We start from the raw sequence: 21,141 nt of genomic DNA on the forward strand, positions 1-21,141 counted from the left end.
CCCGCACCGCTCGGGCAACGACACGGCGGCGGGTGAAAACGCGGGTGAAGTTGCGCGAAAGCGAGCTGCGGGCCGCTCGCGTTCTGGTTAGCTGAACGAGTTTGTGGTGGGGGGCCGTGTGCCCGCACCGCCGGGCGACGCGCGAACTGTGCACCGAGCGTCGCCTCGAACTTCGTCGGGCGGGGCGCCCTGGTGCGCGCAAGGGAAAAGTGGACAAGATGGTGACAGCAGTCGTGGGCGCTCGGCGGAGCCGCGTTCGTTCTCTGATCGCGAGCATCGCGACAGGCGCGATCGTCGCGGGATCACTCGTCGCCGTCGGCGTCGGCGCGCAGCAGGCGGTCGCCGCCGAGTGGGCGCCGAAGGTGACGGTCGAGAGCGCGGGAGCCGGTGCGAAGAACTTCATCCTCGCCGGCGAGGACGCGTCGTTCACCGTGGAGGTCGCGAACACCGACGGCGGCAAGCAGTTCAACCTCGGCGTCTCGGCGCTGCTGCCCGAGTCGGTCTCGTTCGTCGCGGGCGGAGGATCGCAGCAGCCGACGCAGGTCTACGGCCCGCTCTCGGTGCTGCCGAACGAGTCGCGCACCGCTGCGGCGACCGCCGAGAGCTGCGCCGCGAGCGGCCTGATCCCCGCCTCCGAGCTCGACCCGGCCGGGCCCGCGAACCGGTGCGCGGTACCCGCCGGCCAGCAGCTGTGGGTGTGGGCGAACATCGACGACCTGCCGCAGGGCGGCACGGTGCCGCTCAACGTGACGGTGCGCCCCGACGCCGCCGCGTACCCCGTCGGCAGCACCATCACCTTCAACGCGACGGCGTACACGAGCGATGATCCGTCGCGCCTGCCCGCCTTCGACGGCTCGGAGAGCAAGGCGAAGACCGCGGATCACACGTCCAAGCCCGGCGTCGACGCCGACTTCGCGCAGCCCGACGTGCGGGCGCTGCGCGTCACCAAATCCGAGCCGAGCCCCGAGCGCGAGCTGCTGCGGGGCGTGCACGATCACCCCACTGTCTACACGATCCGAGTCCAGAACACGGGCGAGGCCCCGACCTCGGGAGTGACGGTCACCGATTACCTCCCGGCGGGGCTCGAATACCTCGGGCTCGCGGGCGGAGACAACACGACGGCAGGAACAGGCGAGTACACCGTCGACGGGCAGCCGCGGCGCATGCCCGCGCTGAGCCCCCTCGCCTCCGCCGCGGCCGAGCGCGTGGAGACCGTTGCGCTCTCCGGCGCCGAGGCGGATGCGCTCGGACTCGCCGGGGCGGGCGTCTACACCAAGGTCACGTGGACGCTGAACGACCTCGCGGGCGGCACGGCCCAGTCGTTCCCCGCATCGGCGGGCACCTCGGGCTCGGTGGAGCTCAAGTACTACGCAGCGGTGCCGCTGTTCGAGAACGCGCTGTGGGAGGGGGCCGCGCCCGACGCCGCCTCGGGGCTGCAGGGCGCGAACCTCGGCAACAACACGGGCCCCTCGACGCGTCACGGCAGCGCGGACGCCGCCGCCCCGGCGGGCGCGCAGGCGCTGACGAACGCCGCCACCGCCTCGGGCGCCTTCACGGGGCCGGTGCTCGACGACGACGACGCCCTGCGCACCACGTCCGACACCGACACCGAGACCGTCGACGCGGTCGACCTGCACGTCATCAAGCGCGTGCAGGAGGACGCCTTCACCACGGGAGCGCTGGCGAACTACACGCTGCAGGTGCGCGCGAGCGAGTACGTGGATGCGCGCGACGTGCGGCTCACCGACGTGATCCCGAACGGACTGTGCCCGGCCTTCCCCGAGCAGTCGCCGGCACCGCGGCTCAGCATCGTGAACGGCGAAGCGGCGGGCGCCTACGCAGACGCCGCCGCCTGGAGCCAGGCAGTGACTCGCGGATCCGCCTGCAACTACCCGAGCGCCGAAACCGGCGCCGCCGTCGACGCGGCCACCGTCGAATCGATCGAGTTCGACTCCGCCACCGGCGAGTTCACCGTCGTGTTCGCGGTCGACGCACTCGCGGCCAACACCTCGGCCGAGGTGCGGTACACCCTCATGCAGCGCCCGAACTACACCGGGGCGAAGGGCAACACCAGCTCGGGCGACCGCCTCACGAACCGCGTCTCGATCACCGGCACGACCTCGCCCATCGCGGCGATCGCGGCCGACCCGGCTCTGCTGGAGCGCGTCGGCGACGAGCGCCACCCGCTCGACGACTCGCAGGCGACCATCACGTCGCACTTCACGAACATCGAGAAGGAGGTGCTCGCCCGCGGCCGCACCCTCGACGAGGGCGTCGCCGATCCCGCAGCCTGGGAGAAGCGGGCCTCGGCTCCGTTCTCGCCCGGCGACCGGGTCTGGTACCGCATCCAGGTGCCCTTCACCGAGGGCGCCGAGACCCGCAACCCGGTGCTCGACGACTACCTGCCGGCCGGCGTCGACTTCGTCCAGGCGAAGTACGCGTTCACCGGCATGGCCGACGCCGCCGACACCGCCGCCCCGCAGTCGCGCACCGACGCCGGATTCCCGCTCGCGTACATCCCCGAACCCGCGGTCGACGGCTCGCGCCTCTCCTGGGATCTCGGCGAGCAGCGCGGCGACTTCCGCTTCATGCCGCTCGGGAGCTCCCTCACGGTGTTCATCGAGGGCGTCGTCACGGCGCAGTCCGCCTCCGCCGACGATCTCGACAGCCCGGCGAACCACGCCAAGTACCAGCAGGTGAACGTCGACGGAGAACTCGCCTTCCGCCGGTCGGACGCGACGATCGACCTCGACTGGGGCGCGACGCTGCAGAAGGGCATCGAGACCAACACGCACGCCGGCGGCAGCGCGAACCGCGCCTTCGGCGAGGGCGGCAGCGGGGAGACCGTCGCACAGGGCGACACGGTCACGTACCGCATCGACGTCACCGCTCCGCAGAACACGACGAGCGGCTACCAGATCTGGGACGTGCTGCCCGAGGGGGTGACGGCGGCCGACATCGCGACCGGCAGCTTCACGGCCAGCCTCTACGACGGCGGCATGCCGGGCAGCCCGGAGACGCCGCTCGACGCCGACGACTTCACGGCGACCGCCGTCGACGCGGTGCCGAGCGACGGGCCGCAGCTCAGCGCGGAGTACGCCGGCCGATCCGTCGTGATCTGGACCATCTCGAGCGAGGTTCCGGGCTCGTCGCCCGCTACCGGCACGACCGACGCAGTGACGCGCGGATTCACGCTCGGATACGCGCTGAACGTTCCGGACGGCTCCGGCGGAGCCGCGGCCCAGCTGGCGCAGAGCTACGAGAACACGGCGGGCATCGTGAGCTACGACATCCCGCACCCCGGATCCTCAGCGGAGCCGACGACCGTCGTGCCCCAGCAGGAGAGCGGCGGTCAGCTGCTCACGAACCGCACCCCGGCCGCCGACGAGGTCGGCTTCGGCGATGCCGATACGTACGACGCGGCCGAGATCCACCTTCCCGACGCCGCGGTGGCGAAGACCCTCGTCTCCACCGAGATCTCACCGAGCACGCCCGGCGTCAGCGACCCGAACAACGCGGCCGGCGCCATCGTGCAGGGCGAATACGCGACGTTCGAGTACTCGGTCACGATTCCCGCGCGCACGACGGTGTCGAACGCGACCCTCGCCGACCGCGGCACGCTGACGAACACGGCGGGCCAGCCCGTCGAGACCCGATACGTCGCGGGCAGCGCGCAGTACTTCGCGCCCGGCAACGCCACGTCGACCCCCGACGCGTGCGGCACCGGTGCGCTCGCCGGCTTCACCTGCTCCGACTCCGCGTCGGGCGAGCTCGGCTTCCCGGCGACGTACACGAACCGCACGGCCGGCGACCAGGTGTTCCGCGTGCAGGCGACCTACTGGGTCGGCGACACGAATCCCGGCACGCTGCAGAATCGCGCAGTACTCGCCTACGATGATCCGGCGGGCGGCGCGCAGCGCACGAAGGCCGCGAACGCGCCGGTGCAGGCCGTCGAGCCGAAGCTCGCCGTGACGAAGTCGGCGAGCCGCACCACGGGGGTCAACGTCGACCAGCCGGTCACCTTCACGATCGTCGTGGGGAACGGCGCTTCGGCTCCGAAGAGCTACGACAACGTGGTGACCGACCGGCTTCCGGCCGGGCTGCGGGTCGATCCCGCATCCTTCACCGTGAACGGCGCGCCCCTGCCCCAGAGCTCGGTCGGGATCGCCGCGGGCGCCCTCGACGGCAGCAGCGGCGACATCGTCTGGGACTCGGCCGACATCGCCGAGCTGCGCGAGGTGCCGGGTGCGGTCACGCTGACCTATCAGGCGAAGCTCGACCCGCAGGCGGGTGCCGGGCAGACGTACACCAACACCGTCGACGTGCAGGGCTACACCCTGCCGGCCGCGATCGACGCCGATCACGAGCGCGGGGGCGCCCTCAGCGCGTCGAGCGCGGCGACCGTCACCGCCGACACGGCGGCCATCACCAAGCACGTGCGCGTGCAGGGGTCGGGAGCGGCATTCGGCCCCACGGCGAGCGCGCCCGTCGGCGCGACCGCCGAGTACGAGGTGCGCGTCGCCCTGCAGCCGTACGTCAACTACTACGACGTGCAGCTCGAAGACATCGGCCTCAAGACGAGCCAGCCGATCTCGAATGCGTCGGTGACGCTGGAGACGGCGGGCGGCGCCACGGCCGACGACACCGCGAACTGGTCGATCGCCGCGAGCGGCGGCGACACTCGCACCTGGGAGTACACGGCGAACGGCGGCACGATCGCGAGCAGCGCCGACGCGCGGGTGCTCGTGCTGCGCTACGACGTGCTCATCGCGAAGGATCTCGTGACCGACGCCCGGGTCGGCAACACGGCGAACTTCATGTGGAAGTCGAGCACTGCGCAGAACGCGGGCTTCCAGACGCTCGCGAGCTCTGCCGGCGTCGACATCCTGCGCCCGCAGCTCACGGTGGCGAAGGGCGTGAAGCGCACCGGCGCCACGGGGGCGTACACCGCATCTGCGAACGGGCAGGTCGACCAGCGCTTCACGTACGAGGTGCGCGCCGTGAACGGCAGCGGCGCCGGCCGCAGCGACGCGTTCAACGCCACGATCACCGATCAGGTGCCCGCGGGAATCGTCGTCGACGAGTCCACGTTCAAGATCGGCGGAGTCGCGGCGCCCGCGGGCGCCGTCTCCAAGTCGGGCAGCACGATCACCTGGAGCATTCCGGGCCCGGTCGCACCCGGCGCGACGGTCGCGCTCACGTACGAGGCCGCGTTCTCGCCGTCGGCGACGCTCACCTCGGGCGCGAAGCGCAACACGGCGGGCATCGCCGGGTACGAATCGTTCCCGACGAACGGCGAGCGCTTCACGTCGACGCAGACCGCGCAGGCCACGGTCACGCCACTCCTTCCCCGCGTCACCCTCGCCAAGGCGGCGGCCGACACATCGAAGTCCGCCTACGCCGGTGAGCCGTTCGAGTGGGTGCTCACCGCGACGAACGCGGCGAACGGCGGTGCTGCGCAGAAGGTGGTGCTGACCGACACGCTTCCGGCGAACTGGACGTTCACAGAGGTGAAGCGCATCACGGTCGCCGGCGCAACGGTGGCCTCGACACCCCCCGCGGGCGGCGCGAACGGCCCGCTCGTGTGGACGTTCGGCAGCGACTCGATCGACGCCTCGACGCCGGTCGTGCTGCAGCCGGGGCAGAGCATCACGATCCGCTACACGGCGACGCCGAAGAACCCCGACGCGCTCACCGCACCGGGCGTCGGCTCGGCGAACCCGCACACGAACACGCTGAGCGCGGTCACCACGGATCGTCGGAATGCGACCGGGAGCGCTTCGGGCAGTTACACGGGGGCGAATGCGGCTGACAGCGCGTTCCTCCGCGACGCCAACCTGCACGTCGAGAAGCGGGCGGTCGGCGGAGTGACCGGCACGGGCGCGCAGGCGACGAACCTGCACGGGCTCGCGACCGGCGCCTGGGTGCCGGGTCAGGGCCCCGTGAGCGGCCGCTACGTCCAGCCCCAGTGGCGGGTCACCGTGACGAACCAGGGCCCCGACGCCAGCTTCGGCCCGTTCGCCTTCACCGACACCACGGTGCAGCCGAGCGGCGTGCAGACCGGCGCCTTCTCGGCGCGGTACTACGCGAGCTCCAACGACGCCACGGGCTCGGCGCTCCCGCTCACCTTGAACGGCGACGGCTCGATGGCGGTCGGCCTGACCACGACGAGCCTGAAGGCCGACGGCTCCGACCGCATCGTGCTCACGGCCGACGTCACGGCGATCGACACCGCCACGGCCAGCGCGGCGCAGCTGTCGAACACCGCCGACGTGCTGGGCCGCACCTTCGAGGCGCAGAACCGCCGCGGCGACAACACGTCGACCGCGCAGCAGGCGCTGAGCCCCATCGCCGACCTCGCGATCGAGAAGGTCGTCAACACGGCCGACCCGATCGTGGGCTCCCCGATCACCTGGGGCATCACCGTGCGCAACCTCGGCCCGTCGGTCTCGGCGGCGAGTGCGGACGCCCCGATCACCATCTCGGACACGGTGCCGGAGGGAGTGACCGGAGCGACGCCGTCGAGCAACGCCGACTGGTCGGCGGCGCTCGCCGACGGCAGCGCCATCCCCGCGGCCGGTGTGGACGCCGGCACCGAGATCGTCTGGACGTACCGGGGTGCAGCGATGCCGGTCGGCGCGACCGCGCAGGTGACGCTCTCGGGCACGCTCCTGAGCTCGCAGACCGGCGAGCTGCTGAACACCGCGACGGTCGCCCCGGGCGCGACTGCAGAGCCCGCGGGCGGTGACGGGAACAACGCCTCCGAGGTGGGCGTCACCCCCGACGACCGCACCGCGCTCGGGGTCACGAAGACGCGCGTCGTCGACGACGGCGGCACCTGGCGCCCCGCCACCGCGGACGAGCCGTTCGTTCCGGGCACCGCGGTGAGCTACCGCATCGACGTGGCGAACAACGGGCCGGCGGATGCCCGTGCGGTGCGCGTGACCGACACGCGCCCGAACGGCCTGAGCTACTCGAGCCACGTCGGAATCGACGGCGCCGCGTGGAGCGACAGCCACACCGCGACCGCCGACGCCTTCGACCTGCAGGGCTCCCAGGCCCCGCAGACGACGCGCTCGTTCGTGGTGACGTACGACTCGTCGCCGTCCGTGCTGAACACCATCACGAACGCGGTGGTCGCCTCGGCCGAGAACTCGGGCAACGAGCCGGAAGCCACCGACAGCACCGGCTCGAACCGCCGCGCCGACGTGTCGATCGCGAAGTCGCACACGGCTCCGGCGGCCGGCGAGGCCGTGCCCGCGGGCGGCTCGGTGACCTACCGACTGGTCGTCACCAACGAGGGGCCGAGCGACTCCGACGCCCCGATCGCGGTGACCGACGTCCTGCCCGACGGCTTCGCCTACCGGGCCGGCACCGCGACGGTCGCGGTCGACGGCGCCGCGCCCGTCGCGCTCGAGCCGACGGCGGTCGACGGCACGCTCGCCTGGGCCGATGCCACCGGCGGGGCCGATCTGCCGCTCGGGGCCGCCGCCGTAATCGCGTTCGTCGCGGACGTCGACGCCGACCTCGCGCCGCAGGCCGCAGTGCGCAACAGCGCCGACGTGTCGGCGCCGAACGACACCGATCCTGCCAACAACCACGCCGAGGACGAGATCGACCTGGTGCGCTCCGCGACCATGTCGGTCGAGAAGACCGCCGACAGCGGCACGGCGCTCGCGGGCGGCACCGTCGACTACACGCTGCAGGTGACGAACGCGGGCCCGTCCGCCGCGCCGGCGCAGATCGCCGACGCACTGCCCGAGGGCATGACGCTCGTGGCGATCTCGGGCGACGGGTGGAACTGCGACGCCTCCGCGCCGGGCACGCGCAGCGCCTCGTGCGCGTACGCCGAGCACGACGGCCTGCTCCCGGTGGGCAGCAGTACGCTGCGGGTCACCGCGGCGGTCGCGCCGACCGTGCTGGCAGGCGTCGAGCTCGAGAACACCGCCACGCTCACCTGGAGCGACAGCGCAGGGACGCGGAGCGACGAGGACGCGGCGACCGTCGCCGTCGTCGCGGAGGCGGACCTCGGCATCGAGAAGCTCGTGATCGACGAGCCCGAGGGCGACGCGGTCGCCGACGCCGGCGTGCTCGCCGGAGAGTCGATCTGGTACCGCCTGCAGGTGCGCAACTTCGGCCCGAGCGATGCGGTCGGCCCGATCGTCGTCACCGACACCCTCCCGCTCGGCGTCACCGTCGACGAATCGCTCGCTGCGGTCGGCCCCTGGAGCGTGCAGGCCTCCGACGCCGATGCCGAGACGCCGCAGGTGGTCACGTTCACGCTCGCCGCGGGCCTCCCGGCCGATACCGCGGCCGATGCGGATCGCGGCATCGCGCCCGTCATCGAGTTCGAGGCGCGCTTCGCGCCGACCCTCGCTGCGGGCACCCTGACGAACACCGCCGCGGTCGCGTCGGAGACGCCGGAGCCCTCCGGCGATCCGCACCCGAACGACGACTCGGCGGCCGTCGAGGTGACGCGCAACGCCGATGTCCGGCTCGAGAAGGGGCACATCGCGGCAGCGCCCGACGAGTTCGAGATCGGCGACACGGTCGTCTTCACCTTCGACGCGCGCAACAGCGGGCCCTCGTCGTCGAACACGCTGACCATCACCGACACCCTGCCCGCCGGGCTCGCCTACATCGACGGCAGCGCCGCGGGCGACGGGTGGAGCGTGACCGGCGCGACGCCGGCCGCCGATGGCGCGACCACCGTGGTGGCCGCGTACTCCGGAACGGTGCTCCCCGGCGCGTCGGCGCCTCAGCTGCAGCTCTCGGCGCGCGTCACGGCCGATATCGGCACGCGCACCGAGGTCACGAACGAGGCGTGCGCCGCATCGCCCGAGGCTCCGGCCCCGGACTCCCCGGCTGCCCCCGGGTGCGACGACGACGCGATCACCGTCGTGCCCCTCGCCGATCTGCTGATCTCCAAGACCCTCGACGAGCGCGCCACCCCCGAGTCGGGCATCACCGCCGGCGAGGCGATCGCTTGGCGCATCGCTCCCCGCAATGCGGGGCCCTCGGTCTCGGTGAGCACGGGCACCGCGCCCATCACGATCACCGACACCCTGCCCGCGGGCGTCTCGCAGGTCGCGGATCCCTCCACCGAGATGTGGGCCGCGACCGTCGAGCGCGACGGCGAGCGGGCAGCCTTCCCGGCGCGCGCCGGCGACACCATCACCTGGACCTTCACCGGCGACGAGTTGCCGGTGGGCTCGGGCGAGGCGTTCGACGGCAGCGCATACGACATCTCGCTCGCCGGCGCGATCGACGCCTCCTGGACGGGCGGCGCGATCGAGAACACCGCCGAGGCGGTGCCCGGCGAGACGCGCGATCCCCAGGGGTCGAACAACGCGAGCACGGCGACCGCGGCTCCCGGCGACGCCACCGCGCTGCGCGTGGCGAAGACCCGAGTGGTGCTCGCCGACGGCGAGTGGGTCGTCGCGGCGGAGCAGGATCCCGTACCGGCGTTCCGCCCCGGCGACGACGTGAGCTACCGCGTCACCGTCATCAACGACGGGCCCGCCGACGCGCGAGACGTGACCGTCGTCGACGAGGTGCCCGAGGGGCTGCGCTACGACTCCCACGAGTCCGAGGGCGCGGCCGCATGGAGCCGCACGGCGGGCGGCGAGTCGAGCGCCGGCAGCAGTGACGATTGGGACACGTTCCAGCTGGCGGGCACGCAGCAGCGGGGCGCGGAGCACGCGCGATCCTTCATCGTGACCTACGGCAGCGACCCGGCCATGCCGAACGGCGAATCGTTCGTCAACACCGTCGAAGCCTCCGCCGCGAACTGGCGGGCGGCAGACGGAGGCCGGGCGTACGCGAGCGATGACGAGGGCGTGGCCCCGACGCGCAGCGCCGATCTCGAGATCGCGAAGTCGCACACGGCCCCCGCCGGCACTGCCGCCGCCGTGGCCGGCGAGACCGCCGAGTACCGGCTGCTCGTCACGAACCACGGGCCGAGCATCTCCGACGCGCCCATCGCGGTGACCGACGAGCTGCCCGCCGGCTTCGGCTACGTCGCCGGCTCCGCCGCGGTCGCGATCGCGGGAGGCGGCGCCGTTCCGGTCGAACCCGCGGTCTCGGGCGGCACGCTCACCTGGGCCGACCCCACCGTCGGCCTGACGCTCGCCCCCGGGCAGACCGTCGTCATCACCTTCACCGCGTCGATCGACGCCGACCTCGCGCCGGGCTCGGGCATCGAGAACGTCGCGCTCGTCGACGGTCCGAACGACAACAACCCGCTGAACGACCGCGCCGTCGATCTCATCGATGTCACCGGCGAGGCCGACCTCGCGCTCGCGAAGCGCGTGGTGTCTGCGCCGGAGGACATCACCGCGGGCGCTGCGGTCACGTGGAGCCTCGAGCCCCGCAACCTCGGGCCGTCGACCGCGCGCAGCACGCAGGCGCAGCCGATCACCGTCACCGACACCCTCCCCGCGGGCGTCTCGGCCCTCGTGCAGGATCCGTCGACGGACCTGTGGCGCGCCAGCTTCTCGAATGCCGGTGGCTGGGCCGCGGCGCGTGCGGGCGACACGATCACCTGGACGTACACGGGCGCAGCCCTGGCGGTGGGGGACGAGCCCGACCTCGCGCTGACCGGCATCGTCGATGCGGCGTGGACGGGCGGCGAGATCGTGAACACCGCTGCGGTGCGCGCGGGAGCGACGGCCGATCCCGAACCGGCGAACGACACCGACGACGCCGCGTTCTCGCCCGGCGACCGCACGAGCCTGACGCTCTGGAAGACGCGCGTCGTGCAGTCCGACGGCGCGTGGGTGCCGGCCGCCTCCGTCGACCCCGTGCCGCAGGTCGTGCCCGGAACCGACGTGTCGTACCGCATCACCGTGCGCAACGACGGCTCGGCCGACGCGCGCGAGGTGCGCGTCGTGGATCAGGCGCCCGAGGGCCTCGCCTTCCTCGCGATGGCCAGCGAGTCGGGCGAGTGGACGCGGAGCGCGGGGGGCCTCGGCGCCGACGGCACGGCGAACCCGGGCTGGGATACGTTCGCGCTGGCCGGAACGCAGCAGGTCGGCCCCGAGCAGCTGCGATCCTTCATCGTCACGTACCGCACCGACCCCGCCCTCGACGTGAGCGAACCGCTCATCAACCGGGCGGATGCGACGGCCGCGAACTCGGCGAACCGACCGGTCGCCGACGACGCGAGCGACGAGGCGGCGCGCGCCGATCTCGCGATCGAGAAGACGAGCGCGCAGGATCGCGTGAACGCGGGCGGCATCGCCGATTACCGCCTGCTCGTCACCAACGAGGGCCCGAGCATCGCCCGCGGCCCGATCGAGGTCGTCGACGCGCTGCCCGTCGGCATGTCGTACGTGCCGGGAAGCGCGCGCGTCTCCGTCGCCGGAAGCCCCGCCGAGGCCCTCGAACCGGCATTCGCTCGCGCGTCAGGCGCGGAGCGGCTGACGTGGACGCCGATCGACGCGGGCGCGAGCCTGGCGGTCGGCGAGACCGTGGAGATCACGCTGCAGGCGGCCGTCGCCGACACCGTAGTCTCGGCCGACGGGCTCGCGAACGTGGCCTCCGTGAGCGCCGCGGACGACGAGAATCCGGCGAACGACGTGTCGAGCGCCGTCGTGCGCGTCGACCCCGTCGCGACGCTCGTCACCGAGAAGACCGTGGTCGGGGAGCTGCGGGTCGGGCAGATCGGGGAGTACCGCATCGCGGTGGAGAACCGCGGGCCGACGCTCGACCCGGGCCCGATCACCGTCACCGATGCGCTGCCCGCCGGCCTGCGCTTCGCCTCCTCGCCCGACGACACCGTGCAGGTGTCGGGATCGACGGTGACCTGGACGCTGCCGCAGGGCCTCGCGGTCGGCGAGCGGGCAGAGTTCGCGCTCTTCGTGCACGTCGATCAGGGCGCGTACCCGTCGGTCGCGAACTCCGCGACGGTCGAGACGCCGACCGCGCAGACCGCAGACGCGGTGCTCGCCGCCTCGGTCACCGCGCCGGTCGCGGCCGCCGCCGGGCTCGCCACGACGGGCGCCGGCACCGCCGCGTTCGCGGCGCTCGCCGCGCTGCTGATGCTGCTCGCCGGAGCCGGCGCGCTGCTGGAGACGCGGCGGCGCCGGGAGCGGGAGGCGGGGGCCTAGCCCGCGTCGCCCCGGCCGCGGAGCCGGTCGATGTCGCGCCGCTCGCGCTTCGTCGGCCGGCCCGCGCCCCGGTCGCGCACGATCTCGGCGGGCCGCTCGACGCGCGGCGGCGGGGGCGGCGTGAGGTCGTCGAAGTGCTGCGCGGCCTCGGCTGCGCTGCCGCGCCGCACCGGCAGCCCGGCGACGCGGTAGATCGTGTCGAAGCCGTTGCGGCGCACGCGCACCTCGTCGCCCAGGCGCACCGCCTGCGACGCCTTCGCGGTCGCGCCGTTCACGCGCACGTGCCCGGCCCGGCAGGCGGCGGTCGCCTGGCTGCGCGTCTTGGCGAGGCGCACGCCCCAGACCCATGTGTCGACTCGTACGCTGTCACCGGCCATAGACTCGATGGTAGCCGGGGCGGAGGGCGCGCCCCCTGTCGGAGCGAGGGCGATGGAGTACGAGACGATCGCGGCGGCGGTGGACGCCGAGCAGGAGATCTCGCGATCGCGGTTCCTCGTGCGCCTCGAACGGGTCGACGACGAGGCCGCCGCGCGGGCGGTCATCGCGCGCGTGCGCGCCGAGCACCCGCGGGCCCGGCACCACTGCTCGGCGTTCGTGCTCGGCCCCGACGGGCGCGTGCAGCGCTCCAACGACGACGGGGAGCCGAGCGGCACCGCGGGCGCACCGATGCTCGACGCGATCGTCTCGGCGGGGCTCAGCGACGTCGTGGCGGTCGTCACCCGCTATTTCGGCGGCGTGCTGCTCGGCGCCGGCGGGCTGACGCGGGCGTACCGCTCGACCGTGGCGCGCGCGACGCTGCTCGCCCGTCGGCAGCGGCGCGCGTTGCGGCGATCCGTCGCCCTCAGCTGCGCGTACGACGTCGCACCCCAGATCGAGGCCGAGGCGCGGCGGCGGGGGTACGCGGTGGGTGCGGCGGAGTACACCGACCGCGTGGTGCAGCGCTTCGCGCTCGCCGAGGACGAGGTCGCGGCGTTCGCGTCGCTCGCTGCCGAGGTGAGCGCCGGCGCCGCGGCGGTCGAGGTGGGCGACGCCGCGTACGTCGACATCGACTCCGACGCGGGGCGCCCCGCGCCGTGAGCCCGGGGTCCCGCGCCCCCGGGCGCCGGGAGCCGGACGCCGGGTGCCGGACGCCGGGTGCCGCGTGCCGGGCGCGAAAAAGCCCCCGGCGTCCTGGGGGACAGGGCCGGGGGCGTGTCTCCCGCGCCAGTTGGGGAAATGCGGCTCGGGAGGGTGGTCTGAACTCGGGGGAACGAATCTTCAACCGCTGAACAGCATACGTCCGCGGCCGGGCGAGCGGGAGGCGGATCGGCACTATTCACCCGCACTTTCACCCGCGGCGGTCGTGCCCATCCCCGTGTCGGCGGGGCGCGATACGATTCCGGGGTGGAGTACTGGGCGGAGATCGTGGGTCAACCGGAGGCGGTGCGCACCCTGGACGCGGCCGCGGCGCCCGATGCGGCGCCCGCGCACGCCTGGCTCATCACGGGACCTCCCGGCTCGGGTCGCTCGAACCTCGCCTTCCGCTTCGCCGCGGCCCTGATCTCGCGCGGGCCGGATCGCGAGGCCGTGTTCGCCCAGGTGCGCGCCCGCACCCACCCCGATCTCGGCGTGCTCACCACGCAGAAGCTGCTGATCGACATCAAGGCCGCGCGAGACATCGTCACCACGGCGCACTACTCGCCGGCCGAGGGGCGCTACCGGGTCATCGTGATCGAGGACGCGGATCGGATGCCCGAGCGCACCTCGAACGTGCTGCTGAAGGCGCTCGAGGAGCCGCCGGAGCGCACCATCTGGATCCTCTGCGCCCCGAGCGAGGCCGATCTGCTGCCCACCATCCGCTCCCGCGCCCGCTCGCTGCGCCTCGTCACGCCCGGCTCGGCCGACATCGCGCGCCTGCTGCACGAGCGCGACGGTATGGACGCCGAGCTCGCCGAGCGCGCGGCCCGGCTCGCCCAGAGCCACATCGGCATGGCGCGCCGACTCGCGAGCGACCCGGAGGCGCTCGCGCGGCGGGAGCGCACGCTCGACGCCGCGCTCGGCGTGCAGACGCTCGGCGACGCGATGCGCGCGGCGGCGACGCTCGTCAAGGTCGCCGAGGCGGATGCCGCCGCGCTCACCGAGACCCTCGACCAGCGCGAGCGCGAGGATGCGCTGCGCAGCCTGGGCCTGCCCGCCGGGGCGGCGATCCCGCCGCAGATGCGCAGCCAGATCCGCGCCCTCGAAGAAGACCAGAAGCGCCGCGCGACGCGCAGCCTCCGAGACGGCATCGACCGCATCCTCACCGACCTGCTCTCGCTCTTCCGCGACGTGCTGCTCACCGGCCTGCACGGCGAGCCGGCGCTCATCAACCGCGAACGCGCGGCGGCGATCACCGACCTCGCCGAGCGGTGGGGGCCGGAGCGCGCCCTCGCCGTCGTGACCGCGGTCGAGGTCGCCCGCGAGCGGCTCGGGCGCGGCATCACCCCGGGGCTCGTGCTCGAAGCCCTCTTCGCCACCCAGAGCAGCGCCGACACCCTGGTGCCGGGCGCCTCCGAGATCGGAGCGCACCGATGAGCTGGACGCCCATGAGCGGCGCGTCGAACGCGGCCACGCTCCGACGCCGCCGGCGCGCCGCCGCGCGCGGGCGGCGACTGCTCGGCGTCGCCGCGCTCGCCACCGCCGCGGCCCTGGCGGTCTCGGGTTGCGCCCCGATCGCCGCCCTCGTGCAGCAGGCCACGGCCCGCGAACCGGAGCTGCCGCCCCGGCCCGACGGCACCGTCGAGGGCTTCGGGGCGCAGCAGCCCGACTGGGCCCCGTGCGGCGACGGACTCGAGTGCGCCGTCGTGCACGCCCCGCTCGACTGGGAGCAGACCTCGGGCGAGACCATCACCCTCAGCCTCGTGAAGCAGGAGGCCCGCGGCGGAGAGCCGATCGGCACGCTGTTCGTCAACCCGGGCGGGCCCGGGGCGTCGGGCATCGACTACCTCTCGGGCGGGGTCGGCGGCGCGGTGCAGCCCGATGTGCAGGAGGCCTACGACGTCGTCGCGTGGGATCCGCGTGGCGTCGGCGCCTCCACCCCCGTCACCTGCCTCGACGACGCGGCGATGGACGACTACCTCTTCGGCGTCGACCCGGCCGAGCAGGGTCTCGAGAAGGGCAGCGATGCGTGGATGGACGCCGCGCTCGCCCACGAGCGCGACTTCGGCGAGGCGTGCCTCGAGCAGACGGGCGACCTGCTCGCGCACGTGAGCACCGCCGAGACGGTGCGCGACCTCGACATGCTGCGCGCCATCGTCGGCGACCCCCAGCTCAACTACCTCGGCTACTCGTACGGCACCTACATCGGTGCGCGCTACGCGGACGCCTACCCCGACCGCGTCGGCCGGCTGGTGCTCGACGGGGCGATGGACCCGTCTGCCAGCCTCGCCGACGTCGTGCGCGAGCAGACGCGCGGCTTCGAGACCGCGCTGCGGGCCTATACGACCGACTGCCTCACCCGCGACGACTGCCCGCTCGACGGCCCCGTCGACGTGGCGATGGCGCAGATCAGCGCACTGCTCGACCGCGTGGAGGCCGAGCCGCTGACCGGATCGGACGGGCGGGCGTTCACCGTGTCGACCATGCTCACAGCGATCATCACGCCGCTCTACAGCCAGGGCAACTGGGGCTACCTCGACGAGCTCTTCTCGACCGTGGCGGCGGGCGACGCCGACACCGGGCTCATGCTCGCCGACTTCTACTACGACCGGCAGAACGGCGCCTACCTCAGCAACTCGACCGAGGCGTTCACCGCCATCAACTGCCTCGACTACCCGGCCGGCAGCTCCGACCGCGATCAGATGCGCGCCGACGCGGCCGAGCTCGACGAGATCGCGCCCACGATCGGCAGGTTCCAGGGGTACGGCGACCTCGCCTGCGCAGCCTGGCCCGAGCAGCCGACCTCGGAGCGCGGCCCGGTCGCCGGGGCCGGCGCGGCGCCGATCCTCGTCGTCGGCACCACCGGAGACCCCGCGACCCCGTACCGCTGGGCCGAATCGCTCGCCGATCAGCTCGAGAGCGGCGTGCTCGTGACGTACCAGGGCGAGGGCCACACCGCGTACGGCGAGAACGACTGCGTCGATGACACGATCGACGCGTACCTACTGACCGGCGCGACGCCCGCGGCCGATCCGCAGTGCTCCTGAGCGGGCGTGCAGCATCGCCTCCCGGAACGTGCTAAAGTGATCTCTCGTGTGCGAGAGCGTTCTCGCACTCGGCCGACTTAGCTCAGGGGTAGAGCAGTTCCCTCGTAAAGAACAGGTCTCGGGTTCAAATCCCGAAGTCGGCTCGATCAGGCCCCCGCCTCGGCGGGGGCCTTTCGCGTGCTCGGGCGCTCGCGCGCGCGGGCGTCAGGCCGCGTGGGCGGCGAGCGCCTCATCCACCGCGCGCCTCGCAGCGGCGCGGTGCCCCGGTGCGACGACACCGGGCAGGATGAGCAGCCAGAGATCGCGCACGGCGGGCAGCAGCTCCCGGCGCCCGTCGCGCACGCGCGAGCGGATCTGCGCGCCGGTGAAGCACGCGAGGAAGGTCTCGGCGAGGGCCGCGGCGCCGAGGTCGCTCTCGAGTTCGCCGCGTTCGAGCCCGAGCGCGATCTGATCGGCGACGGTGCGGTCCCACCCGTCTGCGCTGCGAGCGCTCGGATCGAGGAAGTCGCCGACCTGCAGCGTCAGCTCGACGCCCGCCTGCACGACGGGGTCGGCGTGCATCTGCACCGACGCGGCGAACGACAGGTGGATCAGCCGGGCGAACGTCGTCGAGTGGGCGGCGACGACCTCGCGCGCGAGCGCATCGGTGCGCGCGTGCTGCTCCTCGATGACGGCCCGGGCGATCTGCTCCTTCGAGCGGAAATGGAAGTTGATCGCGCCGAGGGAGACCCCGGAGGCCTCGGAGATGCTCCGCAGGCTGGCCGAGCCGTAGCCGGCGCTCGCGAACACCTCGGCTGCGCCGTCGAGGATCCGCTGCTGCGTCTCCCGCCCGCGATCCTGCGATGCGACTCGTCGCTCGGCCGCCATAGCTCCTCTTCCCCACGCTTGACCGTCGCGAACACTCGCGAACACCCGAACCCACCGTCCACCAGCGTACCGATCCCGGGGCCGAGCGGTGCTGCGACGTGCGCTGCGGCGCGCACGCGCGGAATCAGCTCGCGGAATCAGCGGGCGGTCAGCGCGCGGGAGATCTCGTCGGAGGCGTGCTGCACCTCGGAGACGAGGGACGCGTCCCCCGGGCGCTCGGGGTCGAGCCACTCGGCGTGCATCTCGCGCGGCAGCACGAGCGGCATGCGCGGCCACACCTCCGCCGCCTCGCCCACCGCGTCCCGCGTCACCATCGAGTAGCTGATGAGCTCCGATCCGTCTTCGAGTGCGACGGTCGACGTGAGCGCGGCGATCCCGAACGCCTCGTCGCCCGGCAGGCGGAAGCGGCCCTGCTTCTCGACGTACCAGGTCGCGGGCAGGATCGCGCGGTGCTGGAACGGGCGCTTCCACGAGCGCAGCAACCGGTCGTCGCGAGAGTTGAAGGCGGAGAACTTCACCGGCCCGCTCGCGTCGAGCCAGAGCCACCACCAGGCGAGCTGCACGTGGCGCTCGCCCGACGCATCCGCCGTGATGACCGGGTTCAGGTTGCGGGCGTTCTTGCCCGTGATCTTCGCATTGCCCGAGCGCTCGGCGAGCCACGCGTCGACGAGCGCCGCGCTGCCAGGCTCGCTGAGCGGTTCGAGGTCGAGGGGCAGTGAGCCGCCGAGTCCGTATGAAGCGCACATGCGGTCAGAATACGCCGCGAGTCGTCGCTAGGCTACAGAAATGGGCACTCCGACGACGGCACCGACGACCGCTCGCGCGGGCGCGCCCCGCGTCGCACTCTGGGACAACGCGCGCTTCGCGCTCATCGCCCTCGTCGTGGTCGGCCACATGATCTCCACCGTGCGGCTCGACACAGCGCTCGCCTACGGCGTCTACACCTACATCTTCCTCTTCCACATGCCCGCCCTCATCGCGCTGAGCGGCTACTTCTCGCGCGCCGACGCGTCGACGAAGACCATTCGAGCGACGGTGCAGCTCATCGTGCTCTGGGTGATGTGGGAGGGCATCTGGGTGGCGATCGGGTTCGCCGCGGTCGACGAGACCCCTGCGGAGTCCTTCCTCGTGTCGCCGTCGTGGACGCTCTGGTACCTGGTCACCATCGTGACCATGCGCATCCTGCTGCCGTACCTCGCGCAGCTGAGGCACCCGCTGCTCGTCTCCATCGCGATCGCGCTCGCCGGCGGGGTGATCCCCGTGATCGGCACCGAGTTCTCTGCGGCCCGCACGCTCACGTTCCTCCCCTTCTTCATCGCCGGCTGGCTCGCGAGAACGCGCGGGTGGCTCGACGGGGACTGGTTCACCGCGCCCCGGCGACGGCTGCGCGCCGCATCGTGGGCGCTGCTCTCGGCGGTCGCCGCAGGCTTCGTCGTGCTGCCGCAGCTGCGCTCGTGGTGGCTGCTCGACGGCTGGCTCACGTGGCGCGACGGCTACGCGCGCCGCTTCTCGGAGGCGCCGATCGGCGACTGGGCTCCGCACCACTGGGTCGAGACGACGCTCGGCGGCATCGCGGTCACCGCCCTCCTGCTCCTCCTCGCCGCCGCCATGACGCTCGCGGTGCTGGTGGTGACGCCGCGCCGTCGGCTCGTCACCACCGACTGGGGTGCCCGCACGCTCTCCGTCTACCTGCTGCACGGGCCCATCGTGTGGGGGCTGCGTGAGCTCGGCGTCATCGAGACGGTCGGCGCGCTCGGCGCACCCGGCGTCGTGATCCTCAGCATCGGAGCCGTGCTGCTCGCCGCACTGCTCGCTCTCGCCCCCGTCGAACGGGCCTTCCGCTGGGTGCTGGCCCCCCACGTCGACCGCCTGTTCCGCGATGCGCGCCGAGAGCCGGATCGCGGGGCCGCCTGAGACGAGCGATCAGCGATCCTCCGGCACCAGCAGCTGGTGCTGCGCGAGCTCGCGGTACAGGGGGGTGCTCGCGATCAGCTCCTCGTGCGTGCCCTCGCCCACCACCCGGCCCTCGTCGAGCACGACGATCTTGTCGGAGTCGACGACGGTCGAGAGCCGATGCGCGATCACCACGAGGGTGCGCCCCGTCGAGACGGCGTCGAGCGCCTCGCGCATGAGACGCTCGTTCACGCCGTCGAGGCTGGCGGTCGACTCGTCGAGCAGCAGGATCGGCGGTGCCGTGAGCAGTGCGCGAGCGATCGCGAGGCGCTGCTTCTCGCCCCCCGACAGCATCACGCCGTTCTCGCCGACCGGCATGTCGAGCGCGCCCGCGAGGCCCGGGCCGCCGTCGCCGCGCGGCGCGGCGCCCCCGCGCTCGAGCAGGCCGCCCAGGTTCACGGCGCGGAGCACCCGCTCGCATGCGGCGTCGCTCGCATCGGGAGCGGCGAGCAGCAGGTTCTCGCGGAGCGTGCCGGCGAGCACCGGAGCATCCTGCTCGACGTAGCCCATCTGGCGACGCAGCTCGCCGCGGTCGAGCGTGCGCACGTCGGCGCCGTGCAGCGCCACCGAGCCCGAGTCGGGATCGTAGAAGCGCTCGATGAGCCCCAGGATCGTCGACTTGCCCGCCCCCGACGGGCCGACCAGAGCGACGCGCGCGCCGCGCGGCACCGCGAAGCTCACGCCGCGCAGCACCTCCGTCTCGATGATCTCGGCGGGGGCCGCCTCGGCGTCTCGGCGCGCACCCCGGCCGCCCCGCACCAGCTCGCGCGCGTCGGCCCGCTCCGGAGCCGCGGAGCGGTAGGTGAAGCGCACGTCGCGCAGCTCGATCGCGGGCGCACCCTCCTCGCGCACCTCATCGAGCGGAACGAGCCTGCCGATCGGGGAGCGCTCCGCGTCGCGCTCCGCCTCCGTCTCCAGGCCCGCGATCTCCTGGATGCGGCCGAGTGCGCCGAGCGCCTGGTTGACCGCGGAGATCGCGCCGAACGCCTGGCCGAGGGGCGTCACCATCAGGAAGAGGAAGATGATGAAGGTGACCAGCTGGGCGATGGTGATCGCCCCCGTGGCGACGCGGTAGCCGCCGAGACCGAGCACGATGAGGAACGAGAGCTGCAGCGCGAGGAACGACACCGGCACGATGAACGCCGAGATGCGGGCGACCTTGATGCCGAGCCGGTACGCCTCGGTCGCGTCGCGCTCGGTCGCGGCCTGCTCCCGCTCGGCGGCGCCCGCCGCACGGATGGTGCGGATCGACGTGATCGAGCGGTCGACCTGCGCGGCGAGATCGCCGACCTTCTCCTGCGCCCGGGCGACGGCGGGCCGGATGCGGGAGGAGACGGCGACCACCACGACGAGCGCCACGATGATCACGCCGAAGGTGATCCCGAACAGTGCGGGATCGATCACGAGCATGCCGATGAGGGCGCCCACGAAGATGAGCAGGCCGCTGGCCGCCTCGACCAGACCCTGCGTGAGCACGGCGCGCAGCAGCGTCGTGTCGCTGCCGACGCGCGACACGAGATCGCCGGTGCGGCGGCGGTCGAACTGGGAGATCGGCAGGTGCAGGATCTTGGCGATGAGCCGCTTGCGGCTGGTCAGCACCACGCCCTCGCCCATGCGCTGCAGCAGGTAGTGCTGCAGGCCGCTGAGCACGGCGCCGACGACGACGATCGCGGAGAGCGCTGCGAGCAGGCCCGCGAGCGGCAGGCCCGCCTGCACCCGGGTGATGATCTGGCCCAGCAGCGGCGGCTGCACCAGGGAGGCCACGGCGGCGACGAGGCCCAGCGCGAGCGCCCCGGCGAGGAGGCCCCGCTGCTCGAAGAGGTACGGGATCAGCTGCCGCAGCGAGGCGCGGGGGCCGCGGGGCGCGGTGCGCGGGGGTTCGCCCGATTCGGCGCCGTCTGGAGTGGATCGCTCTGCTGGTGCTGCTGGCCCGGTCACCCGTCCAGCCTACGCCGCTCGCCGCCGCCCTCCGGACCGTCCCACCCGTGCGAGCGGGGTCAGTTGTCGTGCGTGTCGCGTGCCCGACACGCACGGAAAGTGACCCCGCT

The 21,141-nt window shown here is 73.1% G+C and carries 9 protein-coding genes and 1 tRNA gene; 6 read left to right on the forward strand and 4 right to left on the reverse strand.

Annotated features, from left to right (window positions below):
* Positions 1 to 218: 218 nt before the first annotated feature.
* Positions 219 to 12,110: an isopeptide-forming domain-containing fimbrial protein gene (locus NS354_RS06740; protein ID WP_058593810.1), complete on the forward strand. Its 11,892-nt coding sequence runs from the start codon at positions 219 to 221 to the stop codon at positions 12,108 to 12,110.
* Here the strand turns inward: NS354_RS06740 and NS354_RS06745 are convergent.
* Positions 12,107 to 12,487 carry an RNA-binding S4 domain-containing protein gene (locus NS354_RS06745; protein ID WP_058593811.1) on the reverse strand — a complete coding sequence of 127 codons (381 nt, stop codon included), beginning with the start codon at positions 12,485 to 12,487 and terminating at the stop codon, positions 12,107 to 12,109. The genes NS354_RS06740 and NS354_RS06745 overlap by 4 nt on opposite strands.
* A 52-nt stretch (positions 12,488 to 12,539) precedes the next feature.
* Between NS354_RS06745 and NS354_RS06750 the strand changes: the two genes are divergently transcribed.
* The 4 genes from NS354_RS06750 (at position 12,540) to NS354_RS06765 (ending at position 16,416) form a co-directional block, all read left to right on the forward strand.
* Entirely contained in the window at positions 12,540 to 13,187 is a 648-nt protein-coding gene (locus NS354_RS06750) for a YigZ family protein (protein ID WP_058593812.1), read from the forward strand.
* Between the two features lie 306 nt (positions 13,188 to 13,493).
* Positions 13,494 to 14,663, forward strand: a complete 1,170-nt coding sequence (locus NS354_RS06755; RefSeq protein ID WP_058593813.1) for a DNA polymerase III subunit delta' — start codon at positions 13,494 to 13,496, stop codon at positions 14,661 to 14,663.
* Complete coding sequence (locus tag NS354_RS06760; RefSeq protein ID WP_241490403.1) at positions 14,660 to 16,273, forward strand: alpha/beta hydrolase; 1,614 nt, start codon at positions 14,660 to 14,662, stop codon at positions 16,271 to 16,273. Before NS354_RS06755 ends, NS354_RS06760 begins: the two co-directional genes overlap by 4 nt.
* Positions 16,274 to 16,344: 71 nt before the next feature.
* A tRNA-Thr gene (locus NS354_RS06765) sits at positions 16,345 to 16,416 on the forward strand.
* Between the two features lie 61 nt (positions 16,417 to 16,477).
* Here NS354_RS06765 and NS354_RS06770 read toward each other — a convergent pair.
* Both NS354_RS06770 and NS354_RS06775 read right to left on the reverse strand, forming a co-directional pair.
* A complete protein-coding gene (locus tag NS354_RS06770; protein ID WP_058593815.1) occupies positions 16,478 to 17,140 on the reverse strand; it encodes a ScbR family autoregulator-binding transcription factor in 663 nt (220 codons plus the stop codon).
* 137 nt (positions 17,141 to 17,277) lie between these two features.
* The gene (locus NS354_RS06775) at positions 17,278 to 17,886 is read right to left on the reverse strand and encodes an SOS response-associated peptidase family protein (RefSeq protein WP_058593816.1); all 609 of its coding nucleotides are present in this window, start codon (positions 17,884 to 17,886) and stop codon (positions 17,278 to 17,280) included.
* A gap of 40 nt (positions 17,887 to 17,926) precedes the next feature.
* Here NS354_RS06775 and NS354_RS06780 point away from each other — a divergent pair, with 40 nt between their 5' ends.
* Positions 17,927 to 19,054, forward strand: coding sequence for an acyltransferase family protein (locus NS354_RS06780; protein ID WP_058593817.1), 1,128 nt, complete (start codon positions 17,927 to 17,929; stop codon positions 19,052 to 19,054).
* 9 nt (positions 19,055 to 19,063) lie between these two features.
* On the opposite strand, the gene NS354_RS06785 is transcribed toward NS354_RS06780, so the two are convergent.
* A complete protein-coding gene (locus NS354_RS06785) occupies positions 19,064 to 21,031 on the reverse strand; it encodes an ABC transporter ATP-binding protein (protein ID WP_058593818.1) in 1,968 nt (655 codons plus the stop codon).
* Positions 21,032 to 21,141 lie beyond the last annotated feature (110 nt).

The sequence above is a fragment of the Leucobacter chromiiresistens genome (genome assembly GCF_001477055.1).
Lineage (GTDB): Bacteria > Actinomycetota > Actinomycetes > Actinomycetales > Microbacteriaceae > Leucobacter > Leucobacter chromiiresistens_A.

Coding starts and splice junctions, on each gene's coding strand:
- NS354_RS06740 (WP_058593810.1), top strand. CDS start 219: ATGGTGACAGCAGTCGTGGGCGCTCGGCGGAGCCGCGTTCGTTCTCTG.
- NS354_RS06745 (WP_058593811.1), bottom strand. CDS start 12,487: ATGGCCGGTGACAGCGTACGAGTCGACACATGGGTCTGGGGCGTGCGC.
- NS354_RS06750 (WP_058593812.1), top strand. CDS start 12,540: ATGGAGTACGAGACGATCGCGGCGGCGGTGGACGCCGAGCAGGAGATC.
- NS354_RS06760 (WP_241490403.1), top strand. CDS start 14,660: ATGAGCTGGACGCCCATGAGCGGCGCGTCGAACGCGGCCACGCTCCGA.
- NS354_RS06770 (WP_058593815.1), bottom strand. CDS start 17,140: ATGGCGGCCGAGCGACGAGTCGCATCGCAGGATCGCGGGCGGGAGACG.
- NS354_RS06775 (WP_058593816.1), bottom strand. CDS start 17,886: ATGTGCGCTTCATACGGACTCGGCGGCTCACTGCCCCTCGACCTCGAA.
- NS354_RS06780 (WP_058593817.1), top strand. CDS start 17,927: ATGGGCACTCCGACGACGGCACCGACGACCGCTCGCGCGGGCGCGCCC.